22 protein-coding genes are annotated in these 23,524 nt (G+C 73.7%); 11 read left to right on the top strand and 11 right to left on the bottom strand.

All coding sequences use genetic code 11. The features are described 5' to 3' along the window. Nucleotides 1-39 precede the first annotated feature (39 nt). Entirely contained in the window at nucleotides 40-1,719 is a 1,680-nt protein-coding gene (locus ACZ5UI_RS06430) for a DEAD/DEAH box helicase (protein WP_464195403.1), read from the bottom strand. A gap of 114 nt (nucleotides 1,720-1,833) precedes the next feature. Here ACZ5UI_RS06430 and ACZ5UI_RS06425 point away from each other — a divergent pair, with 114 nt between their 5' ends. Both ACZ5UI_RS06425 and ACZ5UI_RS06420 read left to right on the top strand, forming a co-directional pair. After that, complete coding sequence (locus tag ACZ5UI_RS06425) at nucleotides 1,834-2,949, top strand: XdhC family protein (RefSeq protein WP_464195401.1); 1,116 nt, start codon at nucleotides 1,834-1,836, stop codon at nucleotides 2,947-2,949. Continuing rightward, entirely contained in the window at nucleotides 2,946-3,167 is a 222-nt protein-coding gene (locus ACZ5UI_RS06420; protein ID WP_464195399.1) for an RNA-binding S4 domain-containing protein, read from the top strand. Before ACZ5UI_RS06425 ends, ACZ5UI_RS06420 begins: the two co-directional genes overlap by 4 nt. On the opposite strand, the gene ACZ5UI_RS06415 is transcribed toward ACZ5UI_RS06420, so the two are convergent. Further along, nucleotides 3,154-4,335: an alcohol dehydrogenase catalytic domain-containing protein gene (locus ACZ5UI_RS06415; RefSeq protein WP_464195397.1), complete on the bottom strand. Its 1,182-nt coding sequence runs from the start codon at nucleotides 4,333-4,335 to the stop codon at nucleotides 3,154-3,156. The two genes, ACZ5UI_RS06420 and ACZ5UI_RS06415, sit on opposite strands and share 14 nt — an antisense overlap. 67 nt (nucleotides 4,336-4,402) lie before the next feature. Here ACZ5UI_RS06415 and ACZ5UI_RS06410 point away from each other — a divergent pair, with 67 nt between their 5' ends. Next, nucleotides 4,403-4,729: a hypothetical protein gene (locus tag ACZ5UI_RS06410; RefSeq protein ID WP_464195395.1), complete on the top strand. Its 327-nt coding sequence runs from the start codon at nucleotides 4,403-4,405 to the stop codon at nucleotides 4,727-4,729. Between the two features lie 84 nt (nucleotides 4,730-4,813). Here ACZ5UI_RS06410 and ACZ5UI_RS06405 read toward each other — a convergent pair whose 3' ends face one another. Beyond that, nucleotides 4,814-5,179: a hypothetical protein gene (locus tag ACZ5UI_RS06405; protein ID WP_464195393.1), complete on the bottom strand. Its 366-nt coding sequence runs from the start codon at nucleotides 5,177-5,179 to the stop codon at nucleotides 4,814-4,816. Then, entirely contained in the window at nucleotides 5,176-9,048 is a 3,873-nt protein-coding gene (hrpA, locus tag ACZ5UI_RS06400; RefSeq protein WP_464195391.1) for an ATP-dependent RNA helicase HrpA, read from the bottom strand. The genes ACZ5UI_RS06405 and hrpA overlap by 4 nt, the downstream gene beginning before the upstream one ends. A gap of 33 nt (nucleotides 9,049-9,081) precedes the next feature. Here hrpA and ACZ5UI_RS06395 point away from each other — a divergent pair, with 33 nt between their 5' ends. Beyond that, nucleotides 9,082-9,897 (top strand): hypothetical protein, encoded by an 816-nt coding sequence (locus ACZ5UI_RS06395; protein ID WP_464195389.1) that lies wholly within the window; start codon nucleotides 9,082-9,084, stop codon nucleotides 9,895-9,897. Here ACZ5UI_RS06395 and ACZ5UI_RS06390 read toward each other — a convergent pair. Together ACZ5UI_RS06390 and ACZ5UI_RS06385 are read right to left on the bottom strand one after the other, a co-directional pair. Next, nucleotides 9,887-10,939 carry a flippase-like domain-containing protein gene (locus tag ACZ5UI_RS06390; RefSeq protein WP_464195387.1) on the bottom strand — a complete coding sequence of 351 codons (1,053 nt, stop codon included), beginning with the start codon at nucleotides 10,937-10,939 and terminating at the stop codon, nucleotides 9,887-9,889. The two genes, ACZ5UI_RS06395 and ACZ5UI_RS06390, sit on opposite strands and share 11 nt — an antisense overlap. Before the next feature lie 34 nt (nucleotides 10,940-10,973). After that, nucleotides 10,974-11,960, bottom strand: a complete 987-nt coding sequence (locus ACZ5UI_RS06385; RefSeq protein WP_464195385.1) for an NADPH:quinone oxidoreductase family protein — start codon at nucleotides 11,958-11,960, stop codon at nucleotides 10,974-10,976. Nucleotides 11,961-12,002: 42 nt separating this feature from the next. Here ACZ5UI_RS06385 and ACZ5UI_RS06380 point away from each other — a divergent pair, with 42 nt between their 5' ends. Together ACZ5UI_RS06380 and ACZ5UI_RS06375 are read left to right on the top strand one after the other, a co-directional pair. Next, nucleotides 12,003-12,566, top strand: coding sequence for a methyltransferase family protein (locus tag ACZ5UI_RS06380; RefSeq protein ID WP_464195383.1), 564 nt, complete (start codon nucleotides 12,003-12,005; stop codon nucleotides 12,564-12,566). Nucleotides 12,567-12,570: 4 nt separating this feature from the next. Next, nucleotides 12,571-13,320, top strand: a complete 750-nt coding sequence (locus ACZ5UI_RS06375) for an SDR family NAD(P)-dependent oxidoreductase (RefSeq protein ID WP_464195381.1) — start codon at nucleotides 12,571-12,573, stop codon at nucleotides 13,318-13,320. On the opposite strand, the gene ACZ5UI_RS06370 is transcribed toward ACZ5UI_RS06375, so the two are convergent. Further along, nucleotides 13,317-13,760 (bottom strand): hypothetical protein, encoded by a 444-nt coding sequence (locus tag ACZ5UI_RS06370; protein ID WP_464195379.1) that lies wholly within the window; start codon nucleotides 13,758-13,760, stop codon nucleotides 13,317-13,319. The two genes, ACZ5UI_RS06375 and ACZ5UI_RS06370, sit on opposite strands and share 4 nt — an antisense overlap. Before the next feature lie 68 nt (nucleotides 13,761-13,828). Here ACZ5UI_RS06370 and yaaA point away from each other — a divergent pair, with 68 nt between their 5' ends. Next, nucleotides 13,829-14,497, top strand: coding sequence for a peroxide stress protein YaaA (gene yaaA / locus ACZ5UI_RS06365; protein WP_464195377.1), 669 nt, complete (start codon nucleotides 13,829-13,831; stop codon nucleotides 14,495-14,497). Nucleotides 14,498-14,510: 13 nt separating this feature from the next. Here the strand turns inward: yaaA and ACZ5UI_RS06360 are convergent, their stop codons facing one another. Beyond that, nucleotides 14,511-15,344: an SDR family oxidoreductase gene (locus ACZ5UI_RS06360; protein ID WP_464195375.1), complete on the bottom strand. Its 834-nt coding sequence runs from the start codon at nucleotides 15,342-15,344 to the stop codon at nucleotides 14,511-14,513. Nucleotides 15,345-15,373: 29 nt separating this feature from the next. Then, nucleotides 15,374-16,768 (bottom strand): FAD/NAD(P)-binding protein, encoded by a 1,395-nt coding sequence (locus ACZ5UI_RS06355; RefSeq protein ID WP_464195373.1) that lies wholly within the window; start codon nucleotides 16,766-16,768, stop codon nucleotides 15,374-15,376. 214 nt (nucleotides 16,769-16,982) lie between these two features. On the opposite strand from ACZ5UI_RS06355, the gene ACZ5UI_RS06350 reads away from it, so the two are divergent. From ACZ5UI_RS06350 to ACZ5UI_RS06340, 3 genes are read left to right on the top strand one after another with little or no spacing between them, the layout of a single operon-like run. Next, on the top strand, nucleotides 16,983-18,872 hold the full coding sequence (locus tag ACZ5UI_RS06350; protein ID WP_464195371.1) for an alpha/beta fold hydrolase: 1,890 nt from the start codon (nucleotides 16,983-16,985) through the stop codon (nucleotides 18,870-18,872). Continuing rightward, nucleotides 18,800-19,987 carry a saccharopine dehydrogenase family protein gene (locus ACZ5UI_RS06345; protein WP_464195369.1) on the top strand — a complete coding sequence of 396 codons (1,188 nt, stop codon included), beginning with the start codon at nucleotides 18,800-18,802 and terminating at the stop codon, nucleotides 19,985-19,987. The genes ACZ5UI_RS06350 and ACZ5UI_RS06345 overlap by 73 nt, the downstream gene beginning before the upstream one ends. A 20-nt stretch (nucleotides 19,988-20,007) precedes the next feature. Continuing rightward, a complete protein-coding gene (locus ACZ5UI_RS06340; RefSeq protein WP_464197768.1) occupies nucleotides 20,008-20,808 on the top strand; it encodes an amidohydrolase family protein in 801 nt (266 codons plus the stop codon). On the opposite strand, the gene ACZ5UI_RS06335 is transcribed toward ACZ5UI_RS06340, so the two are convergent. Next, nucleotides 20,784-22,142: a M20/M25/M40 family metallo-hydrolase gene (locus tag ACZ5UI_RS06335; RefSeq protein ID WP_464195367.1), complete on the bottom strand. Its 1,359-nt coding sequence runs from the start codon at nucleotides 22,140-22,142 to the stop codon at nucleotides 20,784-20,786. The two genes, ACZ5UI_RS06340 and ACZ5UI_RS06335, sit on opposite strands and share 25 nt — an antisense overlap. Nucleotides 22,143-22,156: 14 nt before the next feature. Here ACZ5UI_RS06335 and ACZ5UI_RS06330 point away from each other — a divergent pair, with 14 nt between their 5' ends. Next, nucleotides 22,157-22,633, top strand: coding sequence for a cupin domain-containing protein (locus ACZ5UI_RS06330; protein WP_464195365.1), 477 nt, complete (start codon nucleotides 22,157-22,159; stop codon nucleotides 22,631-22,633). Here the strand turns inward: ACZ5UI_RS06330 and ACZ5UI_RS06325 are convergent. After that, complete coding sequence (locus ACZ5UI_RS06325) at nucleotides 22,581-23,510, bottom strand: DUF1295 domain-containing protein (protein ID WP_464195363.1); 930 nt, start codon at nucleotides 23,508-23,510, stop codon at nucleotides 22,581-22,583. The genes ACZ5UI_RS06330 and ACZ5UI_RS06325 overlap by 53 nt on opposite strands. Between the last annotated feature and the right edge of the window lie 14 nt (nucleotides 23,511-23,524).

The raw sequence follows: 23,524 nt of genomic DNA, 5'->3' as shown, positions 1-23,524 counted from the left end.
AACGCTACTCCGGGGTCCGGCGTGAGCCGGACCGACGGACTAGAAGCGTTCGCGGCGGATGGTCGGGTGGCGGCCCTTGAGGTGCGTGCCCTTCAGCGCGGTGATGACCGTGTCGGCCTGCGCCTCGGGCACCTCGACAAGCGAGAAGCGGTGGGTGATCTGGATGGAGCCGATGTCCGCTCCGCTCAGCTCGGTCTCCCCCGTGATCGCGCCGACCAGATCCTGCGGCCGGATGCCAGCGCTGTGGCCGACGCCGACGAACAGGCGCGTCATGCCCTGGGCGGCGCCGCGCGGCGGGCGCTTCTTCGCGCCTCCGCCACCGGCCGAACCGCGGCCCTCGCGCTCGGGACGCAGCTCCACCTGCGGGATCTCGGGCTCGTCGTCGTCCTCGCCCCCGCGCACCGTCTCGTGGGCCAGCTTGACCGCCGCCGCGGCGATGTCCATCACGTCGAACTCGTCGGCCAGGGTCTCCACGACGACGCGGAAGGAGTCCAGGTTGTCCTCGGTCAGGCTCTCCTGGAGCGCCGCCCGGGTCAGCTCGAGGCGACGCGAGCGCAGGTCCGCGACGGTCGGGACCTTCTCGACCTCGATCTTCTGCCCGGTGAGGCGCTCGATCGTCTTGAGCATGCGGTGCTCGCGCGGCTCGGCCAGCGTGATCGCCACGCCCTCGCGCCCGGCGCGCCCGACGCGGCCGATGCGGTGCACGTAGGCCTCGGCGGCCGAGGGCAGGTCGTAGTTGATGACGTGGGTGAGCTGATCGACGTCCAGGCCGCGGGCGGCGACGTCGGTGGCCACGAGCAGGTCGGTCGTGCCCGCGCGCAGGCGGCCCATCACGCGGTCGCGCTGGGTCTGGTCCATGCCGCCGTGCAGCGCCTCGGCCCGGTAGCCACGCCCGTTGAGCGTCTCGGTCAGCTGGTCGACGTTGTCGCGGGTGCGGCAGAAGACGATCGCCGCCTCGGGCTGCTCGACGTCGAGCACGCGACCCAGCGCGGCCGACTTGTGGGCCCGCGAGACGACGTAGGCGCTCTGGCGCACCAGCGGCGCCTCGCCGGGCGGCGTCGAGTCGCGGCCCATCTCGATGCGCACCGGATCGCGCTGGTGCTTGCGCGCGATGTTCTCGATGCGCGACGGCATCGTGGCCGAGAACAGCACGGTCTGGCGCGTCTTGGGGGTGCCGTCGAGGATCGCCTCGATGTCCTCCGCGAAGCCCATGTCGAGCATCTCGTCGGCCTCGTCGAGCACGACGACCGACAGGCGATCGATGGCCAGCGCGCGCCGGCCGATGTGGTCCAGCGCGCGGCCGGGCGTGGCCACGACGACGTCGACGCCCCGCTCGAGCGCGCGCAGCTGGCGCGAGAACGGCTGGCCGCCGTAGATCGGCAGGACGCGAGCGCCCAGGGCGCGGCCGTAGCGGTGGACGGCCTCGGAGACCTGCACCGCGAGCTCGCGGGTGGGCACGACGATCAGCGCGGACGGGGCCGGCCCGCGCTGCCCCGGCTCCAGGCGCTGCAGCAGCGGCAGCGCGAACGCGGCCGTCTTGCCGGTGCCCGTGGCGGCCTGACCCAGTAGGTCCCGACCCTCCAGCAGCGGTCCCATCGCCTCGCGCTGGATCGGCGTGGGCTCCTCGTAGCCGAGCTCGCTGAGGGCGCCCAGAAGCTCGGGGCGCAGCCCGAGATCGGCGAAGGTGGTGGGGGTGTCACTGGGGGTGTCGCTGCTCATTCGTTCCCTAGAACCTAGGGGTGCCGACGGCCAAGTGGCGTTTGCGCCGCCGGGCGACGACGCGCCTGCCGGAGGCGGGCCCCCGTGGGATCTCCGGGCCGGTACCGTTTGCGCATGGACGTCGCCTCGATCCAGACCGCGGTGCGTTGGCTCTCCGAGGGCCGCCGCGTGGTCGCCTGCACGCTGGTGGAGACGCTCGGCTCGGCGCCGCTGGACCCCGGCGCGCAGATGCTCGTCGACGACCAGGGCCACATCGAGGGCTCGGTCACCGGCGGCTGCGTCGAGGGTGCGCTGGTCGAGGAGGCGATGGGCATCCTGGCCGGAGCGCCGCCGCGCGTGGCCGCCTACGGGATCAGCGATCAGCAGGCCGCCGACGTGGGCCTGATGTGCGGCGGCACCGTGCGCGTGTTCGTCAGCGAGGTGGTCGACGCGCAGCCCTGGGCGCTGGTGCTGGCCGACGTCGAGGCCGGCCGCCCGGTCGCGCTGGCCACGATGCTCGACGGCCCGACCGCGGGCGCGCGCCTGGCCGTGCGCCCCGACGGCGCGCTGGGCACGCTGGGCTACACGCCGCTGCTGGACGCCAACGTCACCCGCGAGGCGCGCGGCTACCTCGACGAGGGCCGCTCGATGGTCCGGCGCTACGGCACCGGCGGCGAGACGATCGGCGCCGAGCTGCGGGTGGCCATCCACGCCTTCGCGACGCCGCCGCGGATGATCGTCTTCGGCGCGATCGACTTCAGCGCCGCCGTGGCCAACATGGCCAGCGAGATCGGCTACCGCGTGACGATCGTCGACGCGCGGCGCGCCTTCGCGCAGAGCCCGCGGTTCTCGGCCCATGCGGAGGTCGTCGTCTCCTGGCCCCAGGAGTACCTGGCCGGCGTCGAGCTCGGCCCCCGCGACGCCGTGCTGGTGTTCACGCACGACCCGAAGTTCGACGAGCCCGCGCTCCTGGCCGCGCTGGACTCCGACGCCGGCTACATCGGCGCGCTCGGCTCGCGGCGCACGCACGCCGACCGCGAGGAGCGCCTGCGCGCCCTGGGCATCAGCGACGCCGCACTGGCCCGCATCAGCTCCCCCTGCGGCCTGGACCTGGGCGCCCGCACGCCCGGCGAGACCGCGATCGCGGTGCTGGGCGAGATCCTCGCGCTGCGCGCCGGCCGTCGCGGCGGCCGTCTGGCCGAGGGCGACGGGCCGATCCACCCGCGCAGCCAGCAGACCGCCGCCGCGTGAGCGACGCCCGCGAGATCCCCATCCGCGGGGACATGATCCGCCTCGGCCAGCTGCTCAAGCTGGCCGGCATCGCCGATTCGGGCACCGACGCCAAGGACCTGCTGGCCCAGGGCGACGTCCTGGTCAACGGCGAGCCTGAGGCCCGCCGCGGGCGCCAGCTGCACGCCGGCGACGTGGTGCAGGCCGACGGCGAACGCGTCGTCGTCAGGGCTGGATGAGGTACTTGATCGCGCCGTCCTCCTTCTTCTGGAACGTCGCGTAGGCGTCGGGCGCCTCGTCCAGTGAGATGTGGTGGGTGGCGAAGTCGTCGACGCCCAGCGGGTCCTCGTCGGTCAGCAGCGGGAGGATGTCGTCGACCCAGCGCTTGACGTTGGCCTGGCCCATGCGCAGCTGCAGTTGCTTGTCGAAGATCTGCAGCATCGGCAGTGGGTCGGCCGCGCCGCCGTAGACCCCGCTGATCGAGATCGTGCCGCCGCGGCGGACGATGTCGACGGCGCTGAGCAGCGCCGTGAGCTTGTCGACGCCCACGTTCTCCATCAGCGGCCGGGCCAGCGCGTCGGGCAGCAGGCCGGTGAGCTTCTGGGCGATGCCGGCGGCGGGCGCGCCGTGCGCCTCCATGCCGACCGCGTCGATCACCGAGTCCGGCCCGCGCCCGTCGGTCAGCTCGCGGATGTGGTCGGCCAGGTCGCCGTCGTACTGCTGCAGGTCGAGCGTCTCGACGCCCCGTGAGGCCGCGCGCTGCAAGCGCTCGGACACCAGATCGACGCCGATGACGCGGATGCCCCGATGGACGGCGACGCGCGCGGCCATCTCGCCGATCGGACCCAGGCCCAGGATGCACAGCGTGCCGCCGTCGGGCACCGCGGCGTACTCGACGCCCTGCCAGGCGGTCGGCAGCACGTCGGAGAGGTAGACGAAGCGGTCGTCCGGCGGGCCGTGCGGCACCTTGATCGGCAGCGTGTCGCCGAACGGCACCCGCAGGAGCTCGGCCTGACCGCCGGGCACCTGGCCGTACAGCTTGGTGTAGCCGAACAGCGAAGCGCCGGTGCCGTACTCGTGCACCTGCGTCGTCTCGCACTGGGAGTGCAGCCCGGTGCCGCACATGTGGCAGGTGCCGCAGGAGATGTTGAACGGGATCACGACGCGGTCGCCGACCGCCAACGTGGTGACCGCGCTGCCCACCTCCTCGACGATGCCCATCGGCTCGTGGCCGAGGATGTCGCCCGCGTCCAGGAACGGGCCCATCACCTCGTACAGGTGCAGATCGGAGCCGCAGATCCCGCTGGAGGTGATGCGGACGATGATGTCGTCCGGCTGCTGGATGGTCGGGTCGGGGACCGTGTCGATGCGGACGTCGCGTTGACCGTGATAGGTGAGGGCCTTCATGGCCCCCGCCTGCCCAGCGCCCGGTCCACGAAACCTCCGACACCTGCTTCCTCTACGCTGCGTCGGGATGCCCGTTGTCGAGGGCCTTTCCTTCAGCTACCGGCTCTACGAGCTCCCGCCCGGTCGTCTGCCATTTCGTCGCTGGCGCTGGGAGCTGTGGCATGGTGCGCGCCTCGAGGCCGCCGGCTGGCGCCTGAGCCAGCGCGACGCCACCCGCGCGCTGCGCCAGCACGGCTCACGCGTCGGCCATCGGCTGTTCGGCCTGCGCCCGCCCGCCGACGCGGTCGACAACACCGTGTTCGAGCCGGGCGCCGCCGTCCGGGTGCGCCACGGCGCCGTCGCCTTCGCGCTGATGCCGGCCGCGCTCGACGCGCCGGTGCCGCTCAGCGTCTAGTGGGCCGAGTGGCATGTTCCCGCCGCTGAGCGGCGGGAACATGCCACTCGACCGGCTGTCGTGCCCTGCGCGCGGCAGGCGCCGCTAGTGAGAGTCGGACGCTTCGATGGTCCGCAGCGCCGCGGCGGTCCCGCCGTCGATCACCGTGAGCACCGCGAACGTCTTGCGGCCGGCGGCGCGCAGCGTGGGCGACAGGCCGGGCGCCGCCTCGAAGTAGGCGATCAGCCCGAGGTTCAGCGCGGCGCGCGCGGTCATCCAGGGCCAGGCGGGGCGGCTGCGCAGCAGCCCGCCGGCGACCACGAGATCCGACAGGCCGATGGCCCGGATCGCGGTCTCCTGGCCTTCCAGGTGCAGTGGCCCCGTGGCCAGCTGGGGCCGGACGGCGAGGGCGGCGCCGATCAGCAGCGTGGCCGTGCCCACGACCTGGGGCGCGGTCTTCAGCAGGCTCATGCGGGCGATCCTATGGCCTGGCGGATGCGCTTGGCGGAGACCGGGCCCTTGACCCCGACGCCCTGGGCGAAGTGGCTGAGGCGCAGCTCCTCCAACATCCAGGGGACCTCGCGCAACGTGGCGGGCAGCGGGCGGTCCTTGGGCCAGCCCTCTCGCCGGGCGCGATAGAGCGCCTCCAGCTCGTTGACCGAGCGCATCCGATCGACGTCGGTGCCCGGCTGGGTGGGCAGCCGTTCCAGCCGGCGCGCCGCGCCCTGCAGGTAGCGCACGAGATCCGGCAGACGAGCCGCGCCGGTGGCCGCGATGAACCCCGGATAGACCAGCCGGCCGAGCTGCGTGGCCACGTCGAGGCGCGCCTCCTGCGGCGTGGTCAGCGGCGTGTCCTCCAGCGCGCGGTCGGCGGCCCGGCGGGCGTCGAGGACGGCGACCGCGTCGGCCACGATGCGCGCGGTCGCTTCGGCCAGCTGCCCGGCCACGCGGTCGCGCAGCGCGGCGAAGGCGGCCGCGTCCCAGGCGGGCCCGCCGGCCTGGGCCAGCAGCTCGTCGATCGCGGCGCTGGCGGCGTCGTCGACCAGCGCGGCGAGGTTGGCGTGCGGCGCGGCGGCCAAGCTCAGCTGGGCGGCCGGGCTGAGGCGCGACTGCACCCACTTCAGCGGCGACGGGCAGGTCAGCAGCAGCAGTCGCCGGGTGCCGGCCCACATCGCACCGGCCTGGACGCCCGGGGCGTCGAACACGCGCACGCCGACGCGCTCGCGCTGGTCGACGAGCGCGGGATAGGCCTTCACCGCGCCGCCGGTGCCCGGGAGCGCGATCTCGCGCGGCAGGTCGCCGATCGTCCAGTCGGTCAGGCCGTCGCGTTCCAGGCCGGCGCTGGCCGCGCCCAGCTCGGCCCGCAGCCGCGGCTGCAGCGCCGCGCGCACGGCGGCCAGGTCCTGCCCCTCGCCCAGCGCGGTGCCGTCCTCGTCCTCGACGCGGAAGGTCATGCGCAGGAAGTCGGGCAGTCCGGCGACGTCGAAGTCGTCCGCGCTGACCTGGACGCGGCGCAGCTCGTGCAGCAGCGTGGCCACCTGCTCGACGATCGGACCGCTGCGCGGGCGCAGGCCCGCCACCACCTCGGCGGCCACGTCGGGCACCGGCACGAGCTGGCGGCGCAGATCCTTGGGCAGCGAGCGGATCAGCTCGGTGACCAGCTCCGGGCGGAACGCGGGCACCAGCCAGTCGAAGCCCGTGGCCCGCAGCTCGCCCAGTAGGCGCAGCGGCACGTGCACGGTGATCCCGTCGTGGGCGCTGCCCGGCTCGAAGCGGTAGGTCAGCGCCAGCTCGTGGCCGCTCTGGCGCCACACCGGCGGGCGGCCCGCGTCGTCCAGCGCGTCCGCGGCGGCCGGGGCGATCAACAGCTCGCGGGTGAAGGTCAGGCGCTGGGGATCGCGCTTGCGCTCGTCGCGCCACCAGCGGTCGAAGTGCGCGCCCGAGACGACCTTCTCCGGGATCCGTTGGGCGTAGAAGTCGTAGAGCACCTGGTCGTCGACCAGGATGTCGCGCCGGCGCGCCTTCTCCTCCATCGCGCGGACCTCCTCGACGAGCGCCTCGTTCTCGGCCACGAAGTGGTGGCGCGTGTCCCAGTCGCCCTCGACCAGCGCGCGGCGCAGGAACAGGTCGCGCGACAGCTCCGGGTCGATCCGCCCGTAGGCCACACCGCGGCCGGCGACGATCGGCAGGCCGTACAGCGTCACGCGCTCGGTGGCCACGACCGCCGCGCGCTTGCGGTCCCAGCGCGGCTCGGAGTACTGGCGCTTGAGCAGATGCCCGGCCAGCGGCTCGACCCAGGCTGGGTCGATGCGCGCGCCGACCCGGCCCCACAGGCGCGACGTCTCGACCAGCTCGGCCACCATCACCCAGGCCGGCGGCTTCTTGGCCAGCCCGGAGCCAGGGAAGATCGCGAACCGCGCGTTGCGGGCGCCGACGTACTCGCGCGGGCGGCGCTCGTCGCGCACGCCGATGTGGGAGAGCAGGCCGGCCAGCAGCGCCTGGTGGATCTGCGGCGGCTCGGCGGGCTCGCGGTTGATCGTCACGTCCGCACCGCGGGCCGCGGCGCGCAGCTGTCCGACCAGGTCCTGCCACTCACGCACCCGCAGGTAGTGCAGGAACTCGGCCTGGCAGCGCTTGCGGAACTGGTTGCCCGACAGCTCGGCCTGCTGCGCGCGCAGGTGGCGCCACAGGTTCAGGTAGGCGACGAAGTCCGACGTCTCGTCCTTGAAGCGCGCGTGCAGCTGGTCGGCCTGGGCCTGCTTCTCGCTGGGCCGTTCGCGCGGGTCCTGGATCGACAGCGCGGCGGCGATCACGATCACCTCGTCGGCGCAGCCCAGGTGGTTGGCCTCCAGGACCATGCGGGCCAGGCGCGGATCGACCGGCAGCTGGGCCAGGCGCCGGCCCAGGGGCGTCAGCCGGTCGTCGTCCAGCGCGCCCAGCTCGGTCAGCAGGTTGACGCCGTCGCGGATCTGGCGCGCGTCGGGCGGGTCGAGGAACGGGAACCTGGCGATGTCCCCCAGCCCGACGGCGGCCATCTGCAGGATCACCGAGGCCAGGTTGGTGCGCAGCACCTCGGGGTCGGTGTAGCGCGGGCGCTCGGCGAAGTCGTCCTCGGCGTACAGGCGGATGCAGACGCCCTCGGCGACGCGCCCGCAGCGGCCCTTGCGCTGGTCGGCTGAGGCCTGCGAGATGCGTTCGATGGGCAGGCGCTGGACCTTCAGCCGCGCGCTGTAGCGGCTGATGCGCGCTGTGCCGGGATCGACGACGCTGCGGATCCCGGGCACGGTCAGCGACGTCTCGGCCACGTTGGTGGCCAGCACCACCCGGCGGCCCGTGGAGTTCTTGAACACGCGCTGCTGCTCGGCGCTGGACAGGCGCGCGTAGAGCGGCAGGATCTCCAGGTCGGCGCCGAAGCGGCCGCGCAGCGCGTCGGCGGTGTCGCGGATCTCGCGCTCGCCGGACAGGAACACGAGCACGTCGCCGCGGCGCTGGCGCAGCAGCTGGTCGACGGCCTCGCCGATCGCGTCGGTCGGGTCGACGTCGTCCTCGTCCTCGCGCTCCATGGGCTGGTAGCGCACCTCGACCGGATAGGTCCGCCCGGAGACCTCGATCACGGGGACGTCGGCGCCGAAGTGCGCGGCGAAGCGCTGCGGGTCGATCGTCGCCGAGGTGATGATCAGCTTGAGGTCGGGCCGCTGGGGCAGGATCCCCTTGACGTAGCCGAGCAGGAAGTCGATGTTCAGCGACCGCTCGTGGGCCTCGTCGACGATGATCGTGTCGTAGCGGCGCAGGAGGCGGTCGTGCTGGATCTCGGCCAGCAGCAGGCCGTCGGTCATCAGCCGCAGCAGCGTGTCATCCCGCGAACGGTCGTTGAAACGCACGGCGTAGCCGACCTGCTCCCCCAAGGGCACCTGCAGCTCGTCGGCGATGCGCTCGGCCACGGCGCGGGCGGCGATCCGCCGCGGCTGGGTGTGGGCGATCATCCCCCGCACCCCGCGCCCGAGCTCCAGGCAGATCTTCGGCAGCTGCGTCGTCTTGCCGCTGCCCGTCTCGCCCGCGACGACCACGACCTGGTGATCGCGGATCGCCTCCAGCAGCTCGTCGCGGCGCTGGCTGACCGGCAGCTCGGGCGGATAGGCGATCGTCGCGGGCACCCCGGCCGCGCGGCGCGCGACACGGGCCTGCGCGTTGTCGATCTCGCCGGCCAGCTGGGTCAGCTCGACCCCGCGGGCCTCGTCGTCCTCGATGCGGCGGATGCGCTGCGCCCGCCCGCGCAGCCGGTGCTCGTCGCGCAGCGTCAGCTCGCTCAGGCGCGCGTCGAGATCGGCGGTCGCAGACACCTACCGAGGGTAGGCGTCACTACCTTCGACGAGGTGACCGCTCGCCGCGCGTTCAGCGCGCTCCTCGCGGGCGTCGCCGGCCTCCTGGTCGTGGCGACGGCCCTGTGCTGGTCGGTCGATCGCCGCGTGGTCGATCAGCAGGCCTTCGCCGACCAGGCCGTCGCGGCACTGCATCGCGACGCCGTCCGCCGCGCCGTCAGCGCCGAGCTGTTCGCCGAGATCGACCCCGAGGTGCCGGACTCGGCGGCGTCCAGCGGCGAGGTGCGCACGATCGTCGACCGCACCGTGGCCCGTGCGCCGTTCGAGCGCGTCTACCGCGAGGGCGCGCTGACGCTCAACCGCGCGCTGTTCCACGCCGACGGCAGCAACGCCACGCTGCGGGTCAACCTGGCCCGGGTGCTGCGGCCGACCAGCCCGCAGCTGGCCACCGTGGTGGGCGACCGTGACGCGACGATCTTCTCGCTGCGCGCCGGCGGGGCGCTCGACGCCACCAACCGCGGTGCGGACCTGGCCCGCACGCTGGCCCTGACGCTGCCGTTCTTCGCCGCCGCGGCGCTGATCGGCGCGCTGCTGCTGGCGCCCCGGCGGGCCCGCGTCGCGGTGGTGGCCGGCGCTGCGGCCGCCGCGGCCGGCGCGGTGCTGCTGGTCGCGCTGATCCTGGCCCGCGCTCAGGTCGACCAGGCGATCGACATCAGCGGCGTCGGCGCGACGCAGGCCCGCGATGCGGCGCACGGGATCTGGGACGTCTTCGCCGCCCAGCCCCGCACGATCGCCATCGGGGCGCTGGCCGGCGGGCTCCTGGTCGCGGTGGCCGGCCTCGTCGCCGGCCGCCGCCCGCTCAGCAGCTGATCAGCGGTTTGGTGTCGCTGCTGGCCAGCTCGCGACGCAGGAAGGCGAACGAGATGGCGCCGACGACCAGCGGGAGCCAGAACAGGATGACGCGATAGACCAGGACCGCGGCGGCGGCCACCGCGGCCGGCGCGCCGAAGACGATCAGCGTGCCGATCAGCCCGCCGTCGATGCCGCCGATCCCGCCGGGGATCGGCAGCAGCCCGCCGAGCTGCCCGATCAGGTAGCCCATCAGCACCGTGGTCAGCGGGATCGATGCGCCGAACGCGTGGAACGTGGCCCACAGCACGGCGTTGTCCCAGGCCCAGTAGCCGATCGCCCCGACGAGCACCAGCACGTTGCCCGAGCGCAGCGTGTGCAGCGCCTCGGAGGTGCCGGTGACCAGCGCGCGCCGCACGGCGGCCCAGGCCTTGGCCACCTTGCCGGCGTCGTCAGGCGCCTCCTCGCCGGGACCGAGCAGCGGGATCGCCACGACGGCGACGATCACCAGCAGCGCGAGCACCGCGGGACCGAGCGTCAGCCACAGCGGCTGGTCGGCGTGCAGCAGGCCGATCGCCATCAGCGCGCCGAGCACGAACACGGCGATGAAGTTGACCGAGCTCTTGATCAGGAAGAAGGCGACGGAACGGCGGGCGATCCGCTCGGTCTCCATCCCGCCCTCGTGCAGCGCCCAGGCGCCGAGCGCGAGGCCGGCGGCGCCGGAGGCCGGGACCAGCGATCCGGCGCCGAGCTCGCTCCAGGAGATGTTCCAGGCGGTGCGCCAGCGCATCTGGGGGCAGAAGATCGGCCGGAACATCAGCACGTAGCTCAAGCAGGACAGGAACTCGAGGCCGATGGCGATGGCGATCCACTCCGGGCGCGCCTCGTCCAGGAGCGAGCTGACCTCGTGCAGCCCGGGCGCGAACAGCACGACGAGCACGAGCGCGGCGATGATCGCGATGACCTCGAGCGCGCGCTTGACCAGCTTGCGCGTCTCGAACTCCGTCGGGAGCGAGCTTCGCTTTCCCTCCGCTTCTCGATCGACGATGGAGGGAAAGTTCACGACCTCAATTATTGCACGTACCTAAAGACCGCGCTTAGGTGAGGTCGAGCACGATCTTCCCGAGCGCGCCGCGGCCGTCGATCAGGTTCAGCGCGTCGGCCGCCCGCTCCAGCGGGAAGCGCGCGCCCACGATCGGGTTGACGAAGCCCGCCCGCGCGAGCCGGTCGACCTGCTCGCCGATCTCGACGTTCGCCTCGGGCTTGCCCATCGCGAACGCGCCCCAGCCGGCGCCGATCACCTCGGTGTTGTTGAGCAGGAGCCGGTTGACCTTGACCTCGGGGATCGACCCGCCGGTGAAGCCGACGACGACCAGGCGACCGCGCTCGGCCAGCGAGCGCAGGCTGTCGGTGAAGCGATCGCCACCGACGGGGTCGATCACCAGGTCCACCCCGCCGCCCGACCACTCCTTCGCCGCGCCCTTCCAGTCGCCGTCGCTGCGCACGACCTCGTCCGCGCCGGCCTCGCGCGCGACGCGCTCCTTCTCGTCGGTGGAGACCACCGCGATCGTCGTCGCGCCCAGGCCCTTGGCCACCTGCAGTGCCGCGGTGCCCACGCCGCCCGCGGCCCCGTGGACGAGCACCTTCTCCCCCTCGCGCAGCCGGCCGCGGGTGACCAGCGAGAAGTAGGCCGTGTGGTAGTTGAGGATCAGCGCGGCGGCCTGACCGGGCTCGAAGCTGTCGGGCACCTTGAACGTCAGGTGCTCGGGCGCGACGGCGACCTCGGCGAACCCGCCCAGGATGCAGAACGCCGCCACGCGGTCGCCGGCCTGCACGGCCGCGCCGTCGGGCGCGCTGCGCACGACGCCGCCCACCTCGCTGCCGGGCACGAACGGCACGTCCGGCTTGATCTGGTAGGCGCCCCGGGTCTGGAGCACCTCCGGGAACGAGACGCCCGCCGCCTGCACGTCGACCACGACGCCACGCCCCGGCGTCGTGAAGTGCGACGGCTCGGGCTCGGGGAGGTCGACGAGGGACAGAGCGGTATCCGGGCCGGTGAGCTCGGTGATCTGGACAGCACGCATGGCGCGGCACGCTACTGCGCGCGCCCCTACCGTGTGGGTCCTATGGGTGCCGTCATCGGTGGTCTCGTCGTCTTCGCGCTGCTCGCCGCGCTGCTGCTGGCCATGACCAACGGCGAGGATCGCGCGCAGGCGCTGAGTGGCCCGGCGGCGATCGCCGTCTGGTTCGTCTACCTGATCCACGCCGACACGGTGGTCAGCGCGGCCTACATCACCACGGGCCGCGTGGACGCGATCCCGCGCGAGGTCGGCCTGGTGGCCGGGATCGCCGTGGGCGCGTGCGGCTTCGCGCTGTTCGCCTGGGCCACACGCTCGCTGGTCAAGCAGGCGGGCTTCGAGGGGATGCGGGCGACGCGGCTGGTCACCGGCGGCCCGTACCGCCTGATGCGCCAGCCCCAGAACACCGGCTGGGCCCTGATGCTGCTCGGCGTGGCGATCGCCGGACGCTCGCTGGTCGCGCTGGCGCTGGTCGCTCTGTTCTGTGGCTTCGTGGCGCTGCTGGAGCGGGCCGAGGACTCGGGCCTGCGTTCGAGCTTCGGGCTCGACTACGAGCTGTGGCGCGAGACCACGCCCCTGCTGCCCTTCCGCCGCGCCCGACAGGCGGCCTGAGCGCATGCCCGTCGCCGTCGTCACCGGTGCCGCCAAGGGCATCGGCGCCGCGATCGCCGCCGCGCTGGCCGACGCCGGCCACGAGCTCGCCCTGATCGACCGCGAGGACGCCTCCGAGCAGGCCCGCGGCGGGCTGGCCGTGCGCGGCGACGTGTCCGAGCTGGCCGACATCCACGACTTCGCCGACGCGGTGTTCGAGCGCTTCGGCCGCGTCGACGTGCTGGTCAACAACGCCGGCGTCTCCTCGCTCGGACCCGCCGAGAACACGGCGCTGGAGGAATGGCGCCGGGTGCTCGACATCAACCTGACCGGTCCGTTCTTGCTCTGCCAGGCGTTCGGCGCCCGGATGCTCGAGCAGGGCAGCGGCTCGATCGTCAACATCGCCTCGATCGCCGGGCTGCGGGGCGTCAGCGACCGGGCCGCCTACAACACGTCCAAGCACGGCCTGATCGGGCTGACCCGGACCCTGGCCGCCGAGTGGGGCGGCCGCGGCGTGCGCGTCAACGCCGTCTGCCCGGGCTGGGTCAAGACGCCCATGGACGTCGCCGACCAGGCCGCGGGCGGCTACGACGACGCCGACATCGAGAACCAGGTCCCGATGGGCCGCTTCGCCGCACCCGGGGACATCGCCTCCGCGGTCGCCTGGCTGGCCGATCCGGCCACCAGCGGGTTCGTCAACGGCGTGGAGCTGCCCGTCGACGGCGGCTGGATCGCCGACGCCAGCTGGACCAGCCTGCGGACGCGAAAGCGCTAGCGGGCGCCGGTGCCGTGCTCTAGCTCTTCGCTCGCCACGGCCATCTGCGAGACGCGCTCGAACAACGGCGCGATCAGCGCGCGAAGGCGCTCGATGCGCTCGGTCTCGCGCTGCGGGAGGTGCTCCTCGCTGTGGCGGGCGGCCACGTAGCGCGCGGCCGACTCGGCCAGCTGGGCGACCTGCTCGGACGTGAGCATCACCGGGCCGCCGTCCTGCGCGGCGGTCGCCTCGACCTCGTCGATCAGCAGCGCGAGCTGGCGGAAGGCGATGACCGCCTCCGGGGTGTCGAACGTCGCCACCTGGTGGTCCTGCGCGCGCTGCCAGGCGAGCGCGTCAGCCAGGGCGCGCGCGTCGTGGCCGCTCACGAGGGTGGCGAGCACGAGCTGCTGACCGCCGCCGGCGACGGCAACGACCTGCAGGTTCGCGTCGGCGAAGGACACGACATCCATATACCCAGAGTACGCCCGCCACGGACGGATGGATGTGATTTGTCACACTGCCGCGTCGCATGCTGATCCTCCTGCCGCCCTCCGAGGGCAAGGCGCAGCCTGCGCCCGCGCCGCCGCTCGACCTCGATGCGCTCGCCTTCCCGGCCGAGCTGAACGGCGTCCGCGCGCGGCTGCTGCGGGCGTTGGCCCGGACCCAGCCGCTGGCCATCGCCCCGGCCGCGCCCGCCGCCGAGGTCTACACCGGCGTGCTGTACGGGCGGCTGGACCTGCCGTCGCTGGAGCGACACGACGACGTGCTGATCGCCTCGGGCCTGTGGGGCCTGCTGCGCCCCGGTGACCGGATCCCCCATTACAAGCTGCCGCTCGACGGCCGCGTCCCGCGCCTGCGGGGCACGCTCTCGGCGCTGTGGCGGACGCCGGTGGCCAAGGCGCTCAAGCCGCTCGACACCCCCGACCAGCTGATCGTCGACACGCGCTCCGGCGGCTACGCCGGCGTGTGGAAGCCCCAGCACGCCGAGCTGCTGCACGTGCGCGCGTTCCGGGTGCACCCCGACGGCACGCGCCAGCCGATCTCGCACATGGCCAAGGCCAGCCGCGGTGACGTGGCCCGCGCGCTGCTCAGCGCGTCGCGCCCGGCGCAGACGCGTGACGAGGTGGCCGACCTGGCCCGGGGCGCGGGCCTCGACGTCGAGCTGACCGCCGAGACCCTGGACGTGCTCGAGCGCTAGACGTGGTCGAGCGCTAGACGTGGTCGACGTAGAGGTCGACCATCGGCTCCTCGCCGGGGAAGTACGAGTACTGGTCCATGTCCGTGACGCCCTCCGCGGCGAGCACGTCCTCACACAGCAGCGTCTGCCCGGTGTACTCGCGCGACGGCTTGGTCAGCACCGCGTAGGCGGCGTCGGCGTACAGCTCCGGCTTGCGCGAGCGCTTCATCGCCTCGTCGCCGCCGAGCAGGTTCTGGACCGCGGCGGTGGCGATCAGCGTGCGCGGCCACAGCGCGTTGGAGGCGATCCCGACGTCGCGGAACTCCTCGGCGAAGCCCAGCGCGAGCAGGCTCATGCCGTACTTGGCCAGCGTGTAGCCGATGTGGCCCTTGAGCCACTTCTGCTCCAGGCCGATCGGCGGGGACAGCGTGAGGATGTGCGGGTTGGAGGCGTTGCGCAGGTGCGGGATGCAGGCGCGCGAGACCACGAACGTGCCGCGCGAGTTGATGCTCTGCATGAGGTCGAAGCGCTTGACCGGCAGGTCCTCGGTGCCCGACAGGTTGATCGCCGACGCGTTGTTGATGGCGATGTCGATCCCGCCAAAGCGCTCGACCGTCTGCGCCACCGCCGCGTCGACCTGGTCCTCGTCGCGGATGTCGCCGACGATCGGCAGCGCCTGGCCGCCGGCCGCCTCGATCTCGGCGGCGGCGGTGTGGACCGTCCCCTCCAGCTTGGGGTGCGGTTCGCCGGTCTTGGCGATCAGCGCGACGTTGGCGCCGTCACGCGCGGCGCGCAGCGCGATCGCCAGCCCGATGCCACGGCTGGCACCGGAGATGAACAGGGTCTTGCCGTTGAGCGGAGCGGACATGGCCGGAGACCGTATCCGCCCGGCGTCCGTCAAGCGGCGACCTGCTCCGCGGCGCCCGCCGCCGCCTGCTCGGCGATCGTCGCGGCGATCGCGTCGGCCTGGACCCGGATCTCCGGCACGGCCGTGGTCTCCCACAGCTCACCGCGACGCAGGGCGCCCAGCGCGTAGAGGGCGCTGTTGGTCGCGCCGGCGGCGTCGGTCAGGGCGCCGTCGGCGTCGGCGGCCAACCCGAGGCCGAGCGGTCCGGGCACGGCCAGGCCGGCGTCCAGCAGCGAGGCCAGCAGCGGATCGCCCGCGCGGCGCACGTCGAGGTCCGGGCCGGTCGCGTTGATGACGGCGTCGAAGCGCTCGACCTGGCCGTCGATCTCGACGGCGATGCCCCCGCCGCGGCCCGGGGCGATCGACCGCACGCCGCCCGCTCGCAGCTCCAGGCGCCCGCGCTCCTGCAGCTCCTGCACGCGCGCCGCGACCGCGGGCGCCATGCGGTGGCGATGCACCTCCCAGTTGCGCGCGTGGCGCGCGGCGAACCGCTCCTGCTCGCCGGGCGCCATCGAGCGCCACAGCTGCTGCGTGACCGGCCGCAGCGAGTCGACCGCCGAGCGCCAGTCCGAACATCGTGCGGCCGCGTCGGCCACGCGGGCGGCCAGCGCATCGGCCTCCCACGGCCCCTCCTCGGGCACCGCGACGGGCGCGATGCGCTCGCAGCCGCCCGGCACGTGGGCCCGCGGAAGCAGGCCGCTGCGCGAGACGGCGGTCAGGTGCGGCGCGTCGGGGCCCCGGCCGAGGGTCAGGGCGACGTCGACCATGGTCAGGCCGGTGCCGACGATCAGCACGCGCTCCTGCCCGGCCAGCGCGCGCAGCCGGGCGTGGTCCCACGGATCGGCCAGGTAGGCGGGATCGAGGTCCAGGTCGGCGGCCGCGCCGGGCAACGGCGCGGGTCGTGACACCCCGGTGGCCAGCACCGCGACGTCGGCGGCCAGCACCTCGCCGGTGGCCGTGCGCACCGCCAGCCCGGCCGGCTGCTCGTCGATGGCCACGACCTCGGCGTCCAGGCGCTCCACCACGCCCGGACCGGCGGCCGCCTGCGCCTGGTCGAGCTGATGAGCGACGTAGTCGCCGAACGCCTTGCGGCGCACGTAGGCGCGCTCGTCGATCTGGTGGCCGTGGGCGCGCACCCAGCCCAGGAAGTGGTCGGTCTCGACGGGGTAGGCGCTCATCCCGCAGGCGACCACGTTGAGCAGGTGCTGGTCGTCCGGGGTCGAGTAGGCGACGCCGCGGCCGTAGTCGCCGCTGCGCTCGACGAGCGTCAGCCGCAGCGGGCGAGCGCCGCTCCAGCGCCGCAAGAGCCCGATCGCGGTGAGCGATCCGGACACGCCGGCGCCGACGATCACCGCGCGGAAGGAGTCCCCTGTCGAGGCATGCATGACCACCAGTGAATCATGTCCACCAAATTAGTAGAGATTCATGAAACCCGACCGGTTTTCGCCCGGTTCACCGGGTGACTGCCCGATTGGACAGAGGACTCTGATACCAATGGCCGCGCACACGGACCGGCCCGGATGGCCGACGGAGGACGCCGCCTTGGCCAGGACTCGGATGAATCGCAGGCTGTTCGCTGCGCTGGTGGGACTGATCGGCATGACGCTGCTGGCGGTCCCCGCGGGCGCCCACGCGGAGATCACGCTCAAGCGCTGCTCCAAGAGCACCAAGTCACGCTGCGGTCGCGTCGTGGTGCCGCTGGACCGCACCGGCGCGATCCCCGGCTCGGTGTCGCTCAAGGTGCGCGTGCGCCAGCCCAAGACGACGGCGTCCAACGGCACGATCCTCCTGCTGGCCGGGGGTCCCGGGCAGGCCGCCGCGCCGTTCGTCGGGCTCGTTCCCGGCGTGCTCGGCGCCGTCGCCGACAGCCACCAGGTCGTCGCCTTCGACCAGCGCGGCACCGGCGGCTCGGGCTACCTGGACTGCAAGGCGCTGCGCCACCTCGAGCTGACCGCGCAGGCCGCCGCGCGCTGCGCGGCGCAGATCGGGCCCAAGCGCGCCGCGTACACGACCGCCGCGTCGGTCGAGGACATCGACGCCGTGCGCGCCGCGCTGGGCGTCGAGAAGCTGACGATCCTCGGCGTCTCCTACGGCACGAAGGTCGCGCTGGACTACGCCTCCGCCCATCCCGACCACGTCGACAAGCTGATCCTCGACTCGACGCTCGACCCGGCCCGACCCGATCCGTTCAGCCTGTCGACGTTCGCCGCCGCCCCGCGCGTGATGCGCAACCTGTGCGTCACCGGGTGCCCGTTCACGCGGGACCTGGGCGCCGACGTCGAGGCGCTGGCCGCCCGCCTCCAGCGCGGCGCGCTGCGCGGCACCTGGTTCGACGGTCAGGGCCGCCCCCACGCGACCCGCGTGACCGGCAACGACCTGCTCCAGCTGGTCGGCGGAACCGACGTCGACCCGTTCCTGGACGCGGTGCTCCCCGGCGTCGTGCGCAGCGCGCTCGACGGCGACCCAGCACCGCTGATCTCGCTCGTGCGGGCCGGCGCCGGTGCGGAGCAGCTGTCCGGCCAGGACAGCAACGCGATCCTGATCGCCACCAACTGCGAGGACCTCGCACCGGTCTGGCCGGTCGGCACGCCGATCGCCCAGCGCCCCGCGTTGATCGCCGGCGCGCTGGCCGCGCTCCCGCCCACCGCGTTCGGCGGGTTCGGGGCCAAGGTCGGCAACCACGAGTCGGTGCCGGAGATCTGCCGGGCCTGGCCGGAGTCGCCGATCGCCCAGCCCGCCCCGACCACCACCGAGGCACCCACGCTGATCCTGTCGGGCGGGCTGGACCTGCGCACGCCCACCGAGGTGGCCGAAGGTCTGGCCGCGCGCCTGCCCAACGCCAAGCTCGTGCGCGTCGCGGGCGTCGGTCACTCGGTGCTGACCTCGGACCTGACCGGCTGCGCGACCGCCAACGCGGCCGCCTTCCTGGGCGGTCAGGGCGTGAGCGACTGCACGCGGGGCAAGCCGATCCTGCCCGTCTTCTCCCCCGCGCCGGCGCGACTGGCCGACATCCCGCCGGCCAGCCGCCTGCGCGGCGCCGTCGGCCGCCTGGCCGCGGCGACGGCGCTGACGGTGGAGGACATCAAGATGCGCGCGTTCACCTCCAACCGCACGGCGGGCTTCGGCGGGCTGCGGGGCGGCTACATCAGCGCCAACCGGCGTGCGCGCGGCTTCCGCCTGCACCGCTACTCCTACGTGCCCGGCGTCGACCTGGACGGGGCATCGCTGGGCACGCTGACGGTGCGCGGGCCCGACGGGCTGCGCGGCCGGGTGCGCGTGACCGGCGGCGGCAGCCGCGTGCGCGGCACGATCGCCGGCCACCGCGTGAACGTCGCGGTGCCCAACCGCCTCGAGGACGCCATCAGGGCGCTCACTCGAGCGTTCGGGGGCGACCGCGTATCTGCGATCCTCGCGCCATGGCCGACCTCGACCGCGACCGCGAGCACGATCTCGTCCTCTTCGGCGCCACCGGCTTCACCGGCGCGCTGACGGCGGAGCACCTGGCCCGCCACGCGCCGCCTCAGGCGCGCTGGGCGCTGGCCGGGCGCAACCAGGACAAGCTCGCGGCCCTGCGCGACCGGCTCGCGGCGATCGAGCCGCGCTGCGCCGACCTGCCCCTGCTGCACGCCGACGTGACCGACCCCGCCACGCTGGAGGCCGTCGCGCGGTCGACCCGCGTCGTGATCACCACCGTCGGCCCCTACGTGACCTACGGCGAGCCGCTCGTCGCCGCCTGTGCCGCCGCCGGGACCGACTACGGCGACCTGACCGGCGAGCCCGAGTTCGTCGACCGCATGTACGTCGCCCACCACGCCCGGGCCGTGCAGACCGGCGCGCGCCTGCTGCACGCGTGCGGCTTCGACTCGATCCCCCACGACCTCGGTGCCCAGTTCACCGTCCAGCAACTGCCCGAGGGCGTGCCGCTGGAGGTGCGCGGGTTCGTGCGGGCCAAGGCCACGTTCTCCGGCGGCACGTTCCACTCGGCGGTCACCGGCTTCAGCCGGCCCCGCCAGAACATCGCCGCGGTCAAGGCCCGCAAGGCCGTCGAGCCCCGACCGGTCGGTCGCTCCGTCCACGGGCTGCGGACCACGCCCTACCGCGAGGCCGCGATCGACGCGTGGGCGATCCCGCTGCCCACGATCGACCCGCAGGTGGTGCTGCGTTCGGCCGCCGCGCAGGAGCGCTACGGGCCGGACTTCCGCTACGCCCACCACGCCTGGGTCAAGCACCTGGCCACCGCGGCCGGCGCGGGCGTCGGGCTGACCGGCGTGTTCCTGGCCGCCCAGCTGTCCCCCACCCGCAACCTGCTGCTCAAGGCGATCGACCAGGGCGACGGCCCCAGCGAGGAGCGACGCGCCGGCTCCTGGTTCACCGTCCGCTTCACCGGCGTCGGCGGCGGCCGGCGCGTGGTCACCGAGGTGACCGGCGGCGACCCCGGCTACACGGAGACCTCGAAGATGCTGGCCCAGACCGGGTTGTCGCTGGCCTTCGACGACGTGCCGGCCACCGCCGGACAGGTCACGACGGCCACCGCGCTGGGCGACGCGCTGCGGGCCCGCCTGATCGCCCGGGGCATCGCCTTCACCGTGGTGGAGACGGCGTGAGCACGATCGTCGACGTGTGGATGCAGCACCCGACGCAGCGGTTCCTGCAGCAGGACATCTTCGCCTCGCTGCGGCGCTGGACCGGCGGGGCGATCCCGCAGGACGAGATCCCGATCGATGCCACGATCGCGGCGATGGACCACGGCGGCATCGCGTTCGGCCTGCTCAGCGCCTGGTCGGCGCCCGCCGGCCAGACGCCGATCAGCAACGCCGAGGTGGCCGGCTGGGTGGCCGCGCATCCCGACCGGTTCGCCGGCCTGGCCGCGGTCAACCTCGAACGCCCGATGGAGGCCGTGCGCGAGCTGCGCCGCTGCGTGACCGAGCAGGGCTTCAAGGGCCTGCGCGTGATCCCGTGGCTGTGGGAGGCCCCGCCCACCGATCGCCGCTACTACCCGCTCTACGCCGCCTGCGTGGAGCTGGGCGTCCCGTTCTGCACCCAGGTCGGCCACACGGGACCGCTGAAGCCGTCCGACACCGGGCGGCCGATCCCCTACATCGACCAGGTGGCGATCGACTTCCCCGAGCTGACGATCGTCTGCGGGCACATCGGCTACCCGTGGACCGAGGAGATGGTCGCGGTCGCGCGCAAGCACGAGCACGTCTACATCGACACCTCGGCCTACACCTCCGAGCGCATCCCGCCCGAGCTCGTGCGCTACATGCACTCGCGCAGCGGGCGCCACAAGGTGCTGTTCGGCACGAACTACCCGATGATCGCGCCCGATCGCGCGCTGGCCGGCCTCGACGCGCTCGAGCTCGACGACGAGACGCGCGGCCTGTACCTGGCCGGCAACGCTCAGCGCGTCTTCGCGCTCGCGTAGGCCCGTAGGAAGCGCGCCTCGGCCAGCGCGGTCCGCTCGATCTCGCGCGGGTCGACCGACTCGTCCAGCGCGTGGATCCGCGACGTCGGCTCCTCGATGCCGAACAGCAGGATCTCGGCGTCGGGGTACTGGGCGCGCAGCACCGCGCAGAGCGGGATCGCCCCGCCCTCGCCCAGCAGCGTCACCGGCGCGTCGACGCCCTCGGCCAGCGCGTCGCGCAACGCCGCGAACGCCGGGCCGTCGGAGGCCACGGCGAACCCGGCGCCGGTCTCGATCGGTGTGATCTCGGCCTGCAGGCCCCAGGGCACGCGTCGGCGCAGATGCTCGACCAGCGCCTGCTGGGCGGCGAGCGGTTCCATGGCCGGCGGCAGCCGCAGCGCCAGCCGGGCGCCGGCCGAGGCCTGGACCGCGTTGACGCCGCCCTTGACCGACGGCACGTCGATGCCGGTGACGGTCAGCGCCGGCCGCGCCCACACCTGCTCGGCCACGCTGCCGCTGCCGATCAGCTGCACCCCGTCCAGCACCTGGGCGTCGACCCGGAACTCGTCGGGGTCGATCGTCGCGCCCTCCCAGCGCTGATCGTTGGGGATCCCGTCGACGGTGGTGTCGCCGCGCGCGTCGCGCAGCGAGGCCAGCAGGGCGATCAGGCCGGCCAACGGGTCCGGCGCCGCGCCGCCGTAGGAGCCCGAGTGCACGGCGCTGCGCAGCGCGTGCAGGCGCACCTCGACGACGGCCATGCCGCGCAGGGAGATCGTCAGCGCGGGCGCGCCGACGCGCGGGTTGCCCGAGTCGGCCACCAGGACGGTGTGCGCCTCCAGCAGCTCGGGCTCGGCCGGCACCAGCGCGGCCAGCCCGGCGCCGCCGAACTCCTCCGAGCCCTCGCAGACGATCTTCACCCCGCAGGGCAGCCCGCCGTCGACCTCGGCCAGCGCGCGCAGCGCGGTCAGGTGCATGATCACGTTGCCCTTGCAGTCGGCCGTGCCGCGGCCGTACCAGCGGCCGTCGCGCTCGCTCAGCGTCCACGGGGGCGCGGTCCAGCCGTCGTCGCCCAGCGAGGGCTGCACGTCGTAGTGGCTGTAGAGCAGGACGGTCGGGGTGCCGGCCGGTCCGGGCTGATGGCCGACGACGGCGAGGCTGCCGTCGCTGGTGCGCACGGTGTGCGCGTCGGCGATGCCCGCGGCCACGAACGCCTCGGTCACCCAGGCCGCCGCGGCATCGCCCTCGGGCGTCGCGCCGGCCGTCGGGTCGAACACCGACGGGAACGCGATCAGGTCGGTCAGGTCGGCGCGGGCGCGGTCCATGAGCGACGCGACCGCCGCGGCGAGGGAGTCCATGGGACGATCGTGGCATGAAGGTCGTCAACCTCGCCTCCCCGCCGTTCACCTACGACCCCGAGGACCCCGACGGCTTCGGTGCCGGGCTGTTCCGGTTCGGGCCGCTGCTGGGGGCCAAGAAGCTGGGCGCGTCGCTGTATGAGCTGCCGCCCGGCCAGGCGCTCTGCCCCTACCACTACGAGTACGCCGAGGAGGAGTGGCTGCTGGTCGTGCAGGGCCGGGCCAGCGTGCGTCACCCTGACGGCGTCCGGGAGCTCGCGCCGTGGGATGTCGTCTGCTTCGCCACGGGGCCCGAGGGCGCCCACCAGGTGCGCAACGACAGCGACGAGACCGTCCGCGTGCTGATGTGGTCCGAGGTCCTGCATCCCGCGGCCACGGTCTATCCCGACAGCGACAAGATCGGCATCTGGACGGGCAACCGCGACGACGACGTGATGGTCAGGCGCTCGAGCGACGTCCCCTACTACGACGGCGAGACCAACGCGGGATGAGCGCGGGCACCCGCGCCATGTGCTCGGCGTAGCCCGGTCGGCGGGCCAGCGAGCGCTCGTCCATCATGGGGACGCTGACCAGGGCGAACAGCGCGACCATGGCCAGCGGGCCGACCACGGTCCACCACCAGGACGCGTCGGCGGCCAGCGCGAACAGCCACAGTCCCCACCAGAAGCCGAGCTGGCCCAGGTAGTTGGGATGGCGCGAGGCCGACCACAGGCCGCGGTCGGCGATCCGCCCCCGGTGGGCCGGATCGCGCGCGAACGCGCGCAGCTGCAGGTCGGCGGTCATCTCGGTGACGATCGCCGCCCCGGTGACGACGATCGCCACGGCGTCGACCACGCCGAAGCCGGGCCCGGCGATCGTCGTGGCGGGCCACACGGCCAGCATCCCCGCGAAGACCAGCAGCGTCGGCATCAGCTGGATGCCACCGAGGTTGACGACCCAGAACGGCAGGCGGCCGCGGGTGTCGGCGCGCAGCTTGCGGTAGCGCCAGTCCTCGTGCCCGAACCCGGGCCAGCCGGTGGCCCAGTTGGCGGTCAGCCGGATCCCCCACGCCGTGACCAGCACGCAGACGATCGTGGCCCGCAGCGCATCGCCGTCCGCGTTCAGCGCCCAGGCGATGGCGATCACCGGCGGTGCCACCGACCAGTAGGGGTCGTACAGCGACGCGTTGCGCACCAGCTCCGACAGCGCCCAGATCACCACCGTCGCGACGACGTCGGCGATCAGCGTCTCCAGCAGCGGCGCGAGGTCCAGGACGGCCACCGTCACCCACGCTGCGGCGCCCGCGAGCACGTAGGCCGCCGCGACGAGCGCGAGCGCCACGCCGCGCGGTCGGGCGGCCAGCGATCGGCCGATGCGCTCGTCCTGCATCGGGCGCAGCGTAG

Source organism: Conexibacter sp. JCM 18997 (assembly GCF_055391915.1).
The sequence above is the reverse complement of the archived record's forward strand: the minus strand, read 5'-3'. Positions and strand labels throughout refer to the sequence as shown.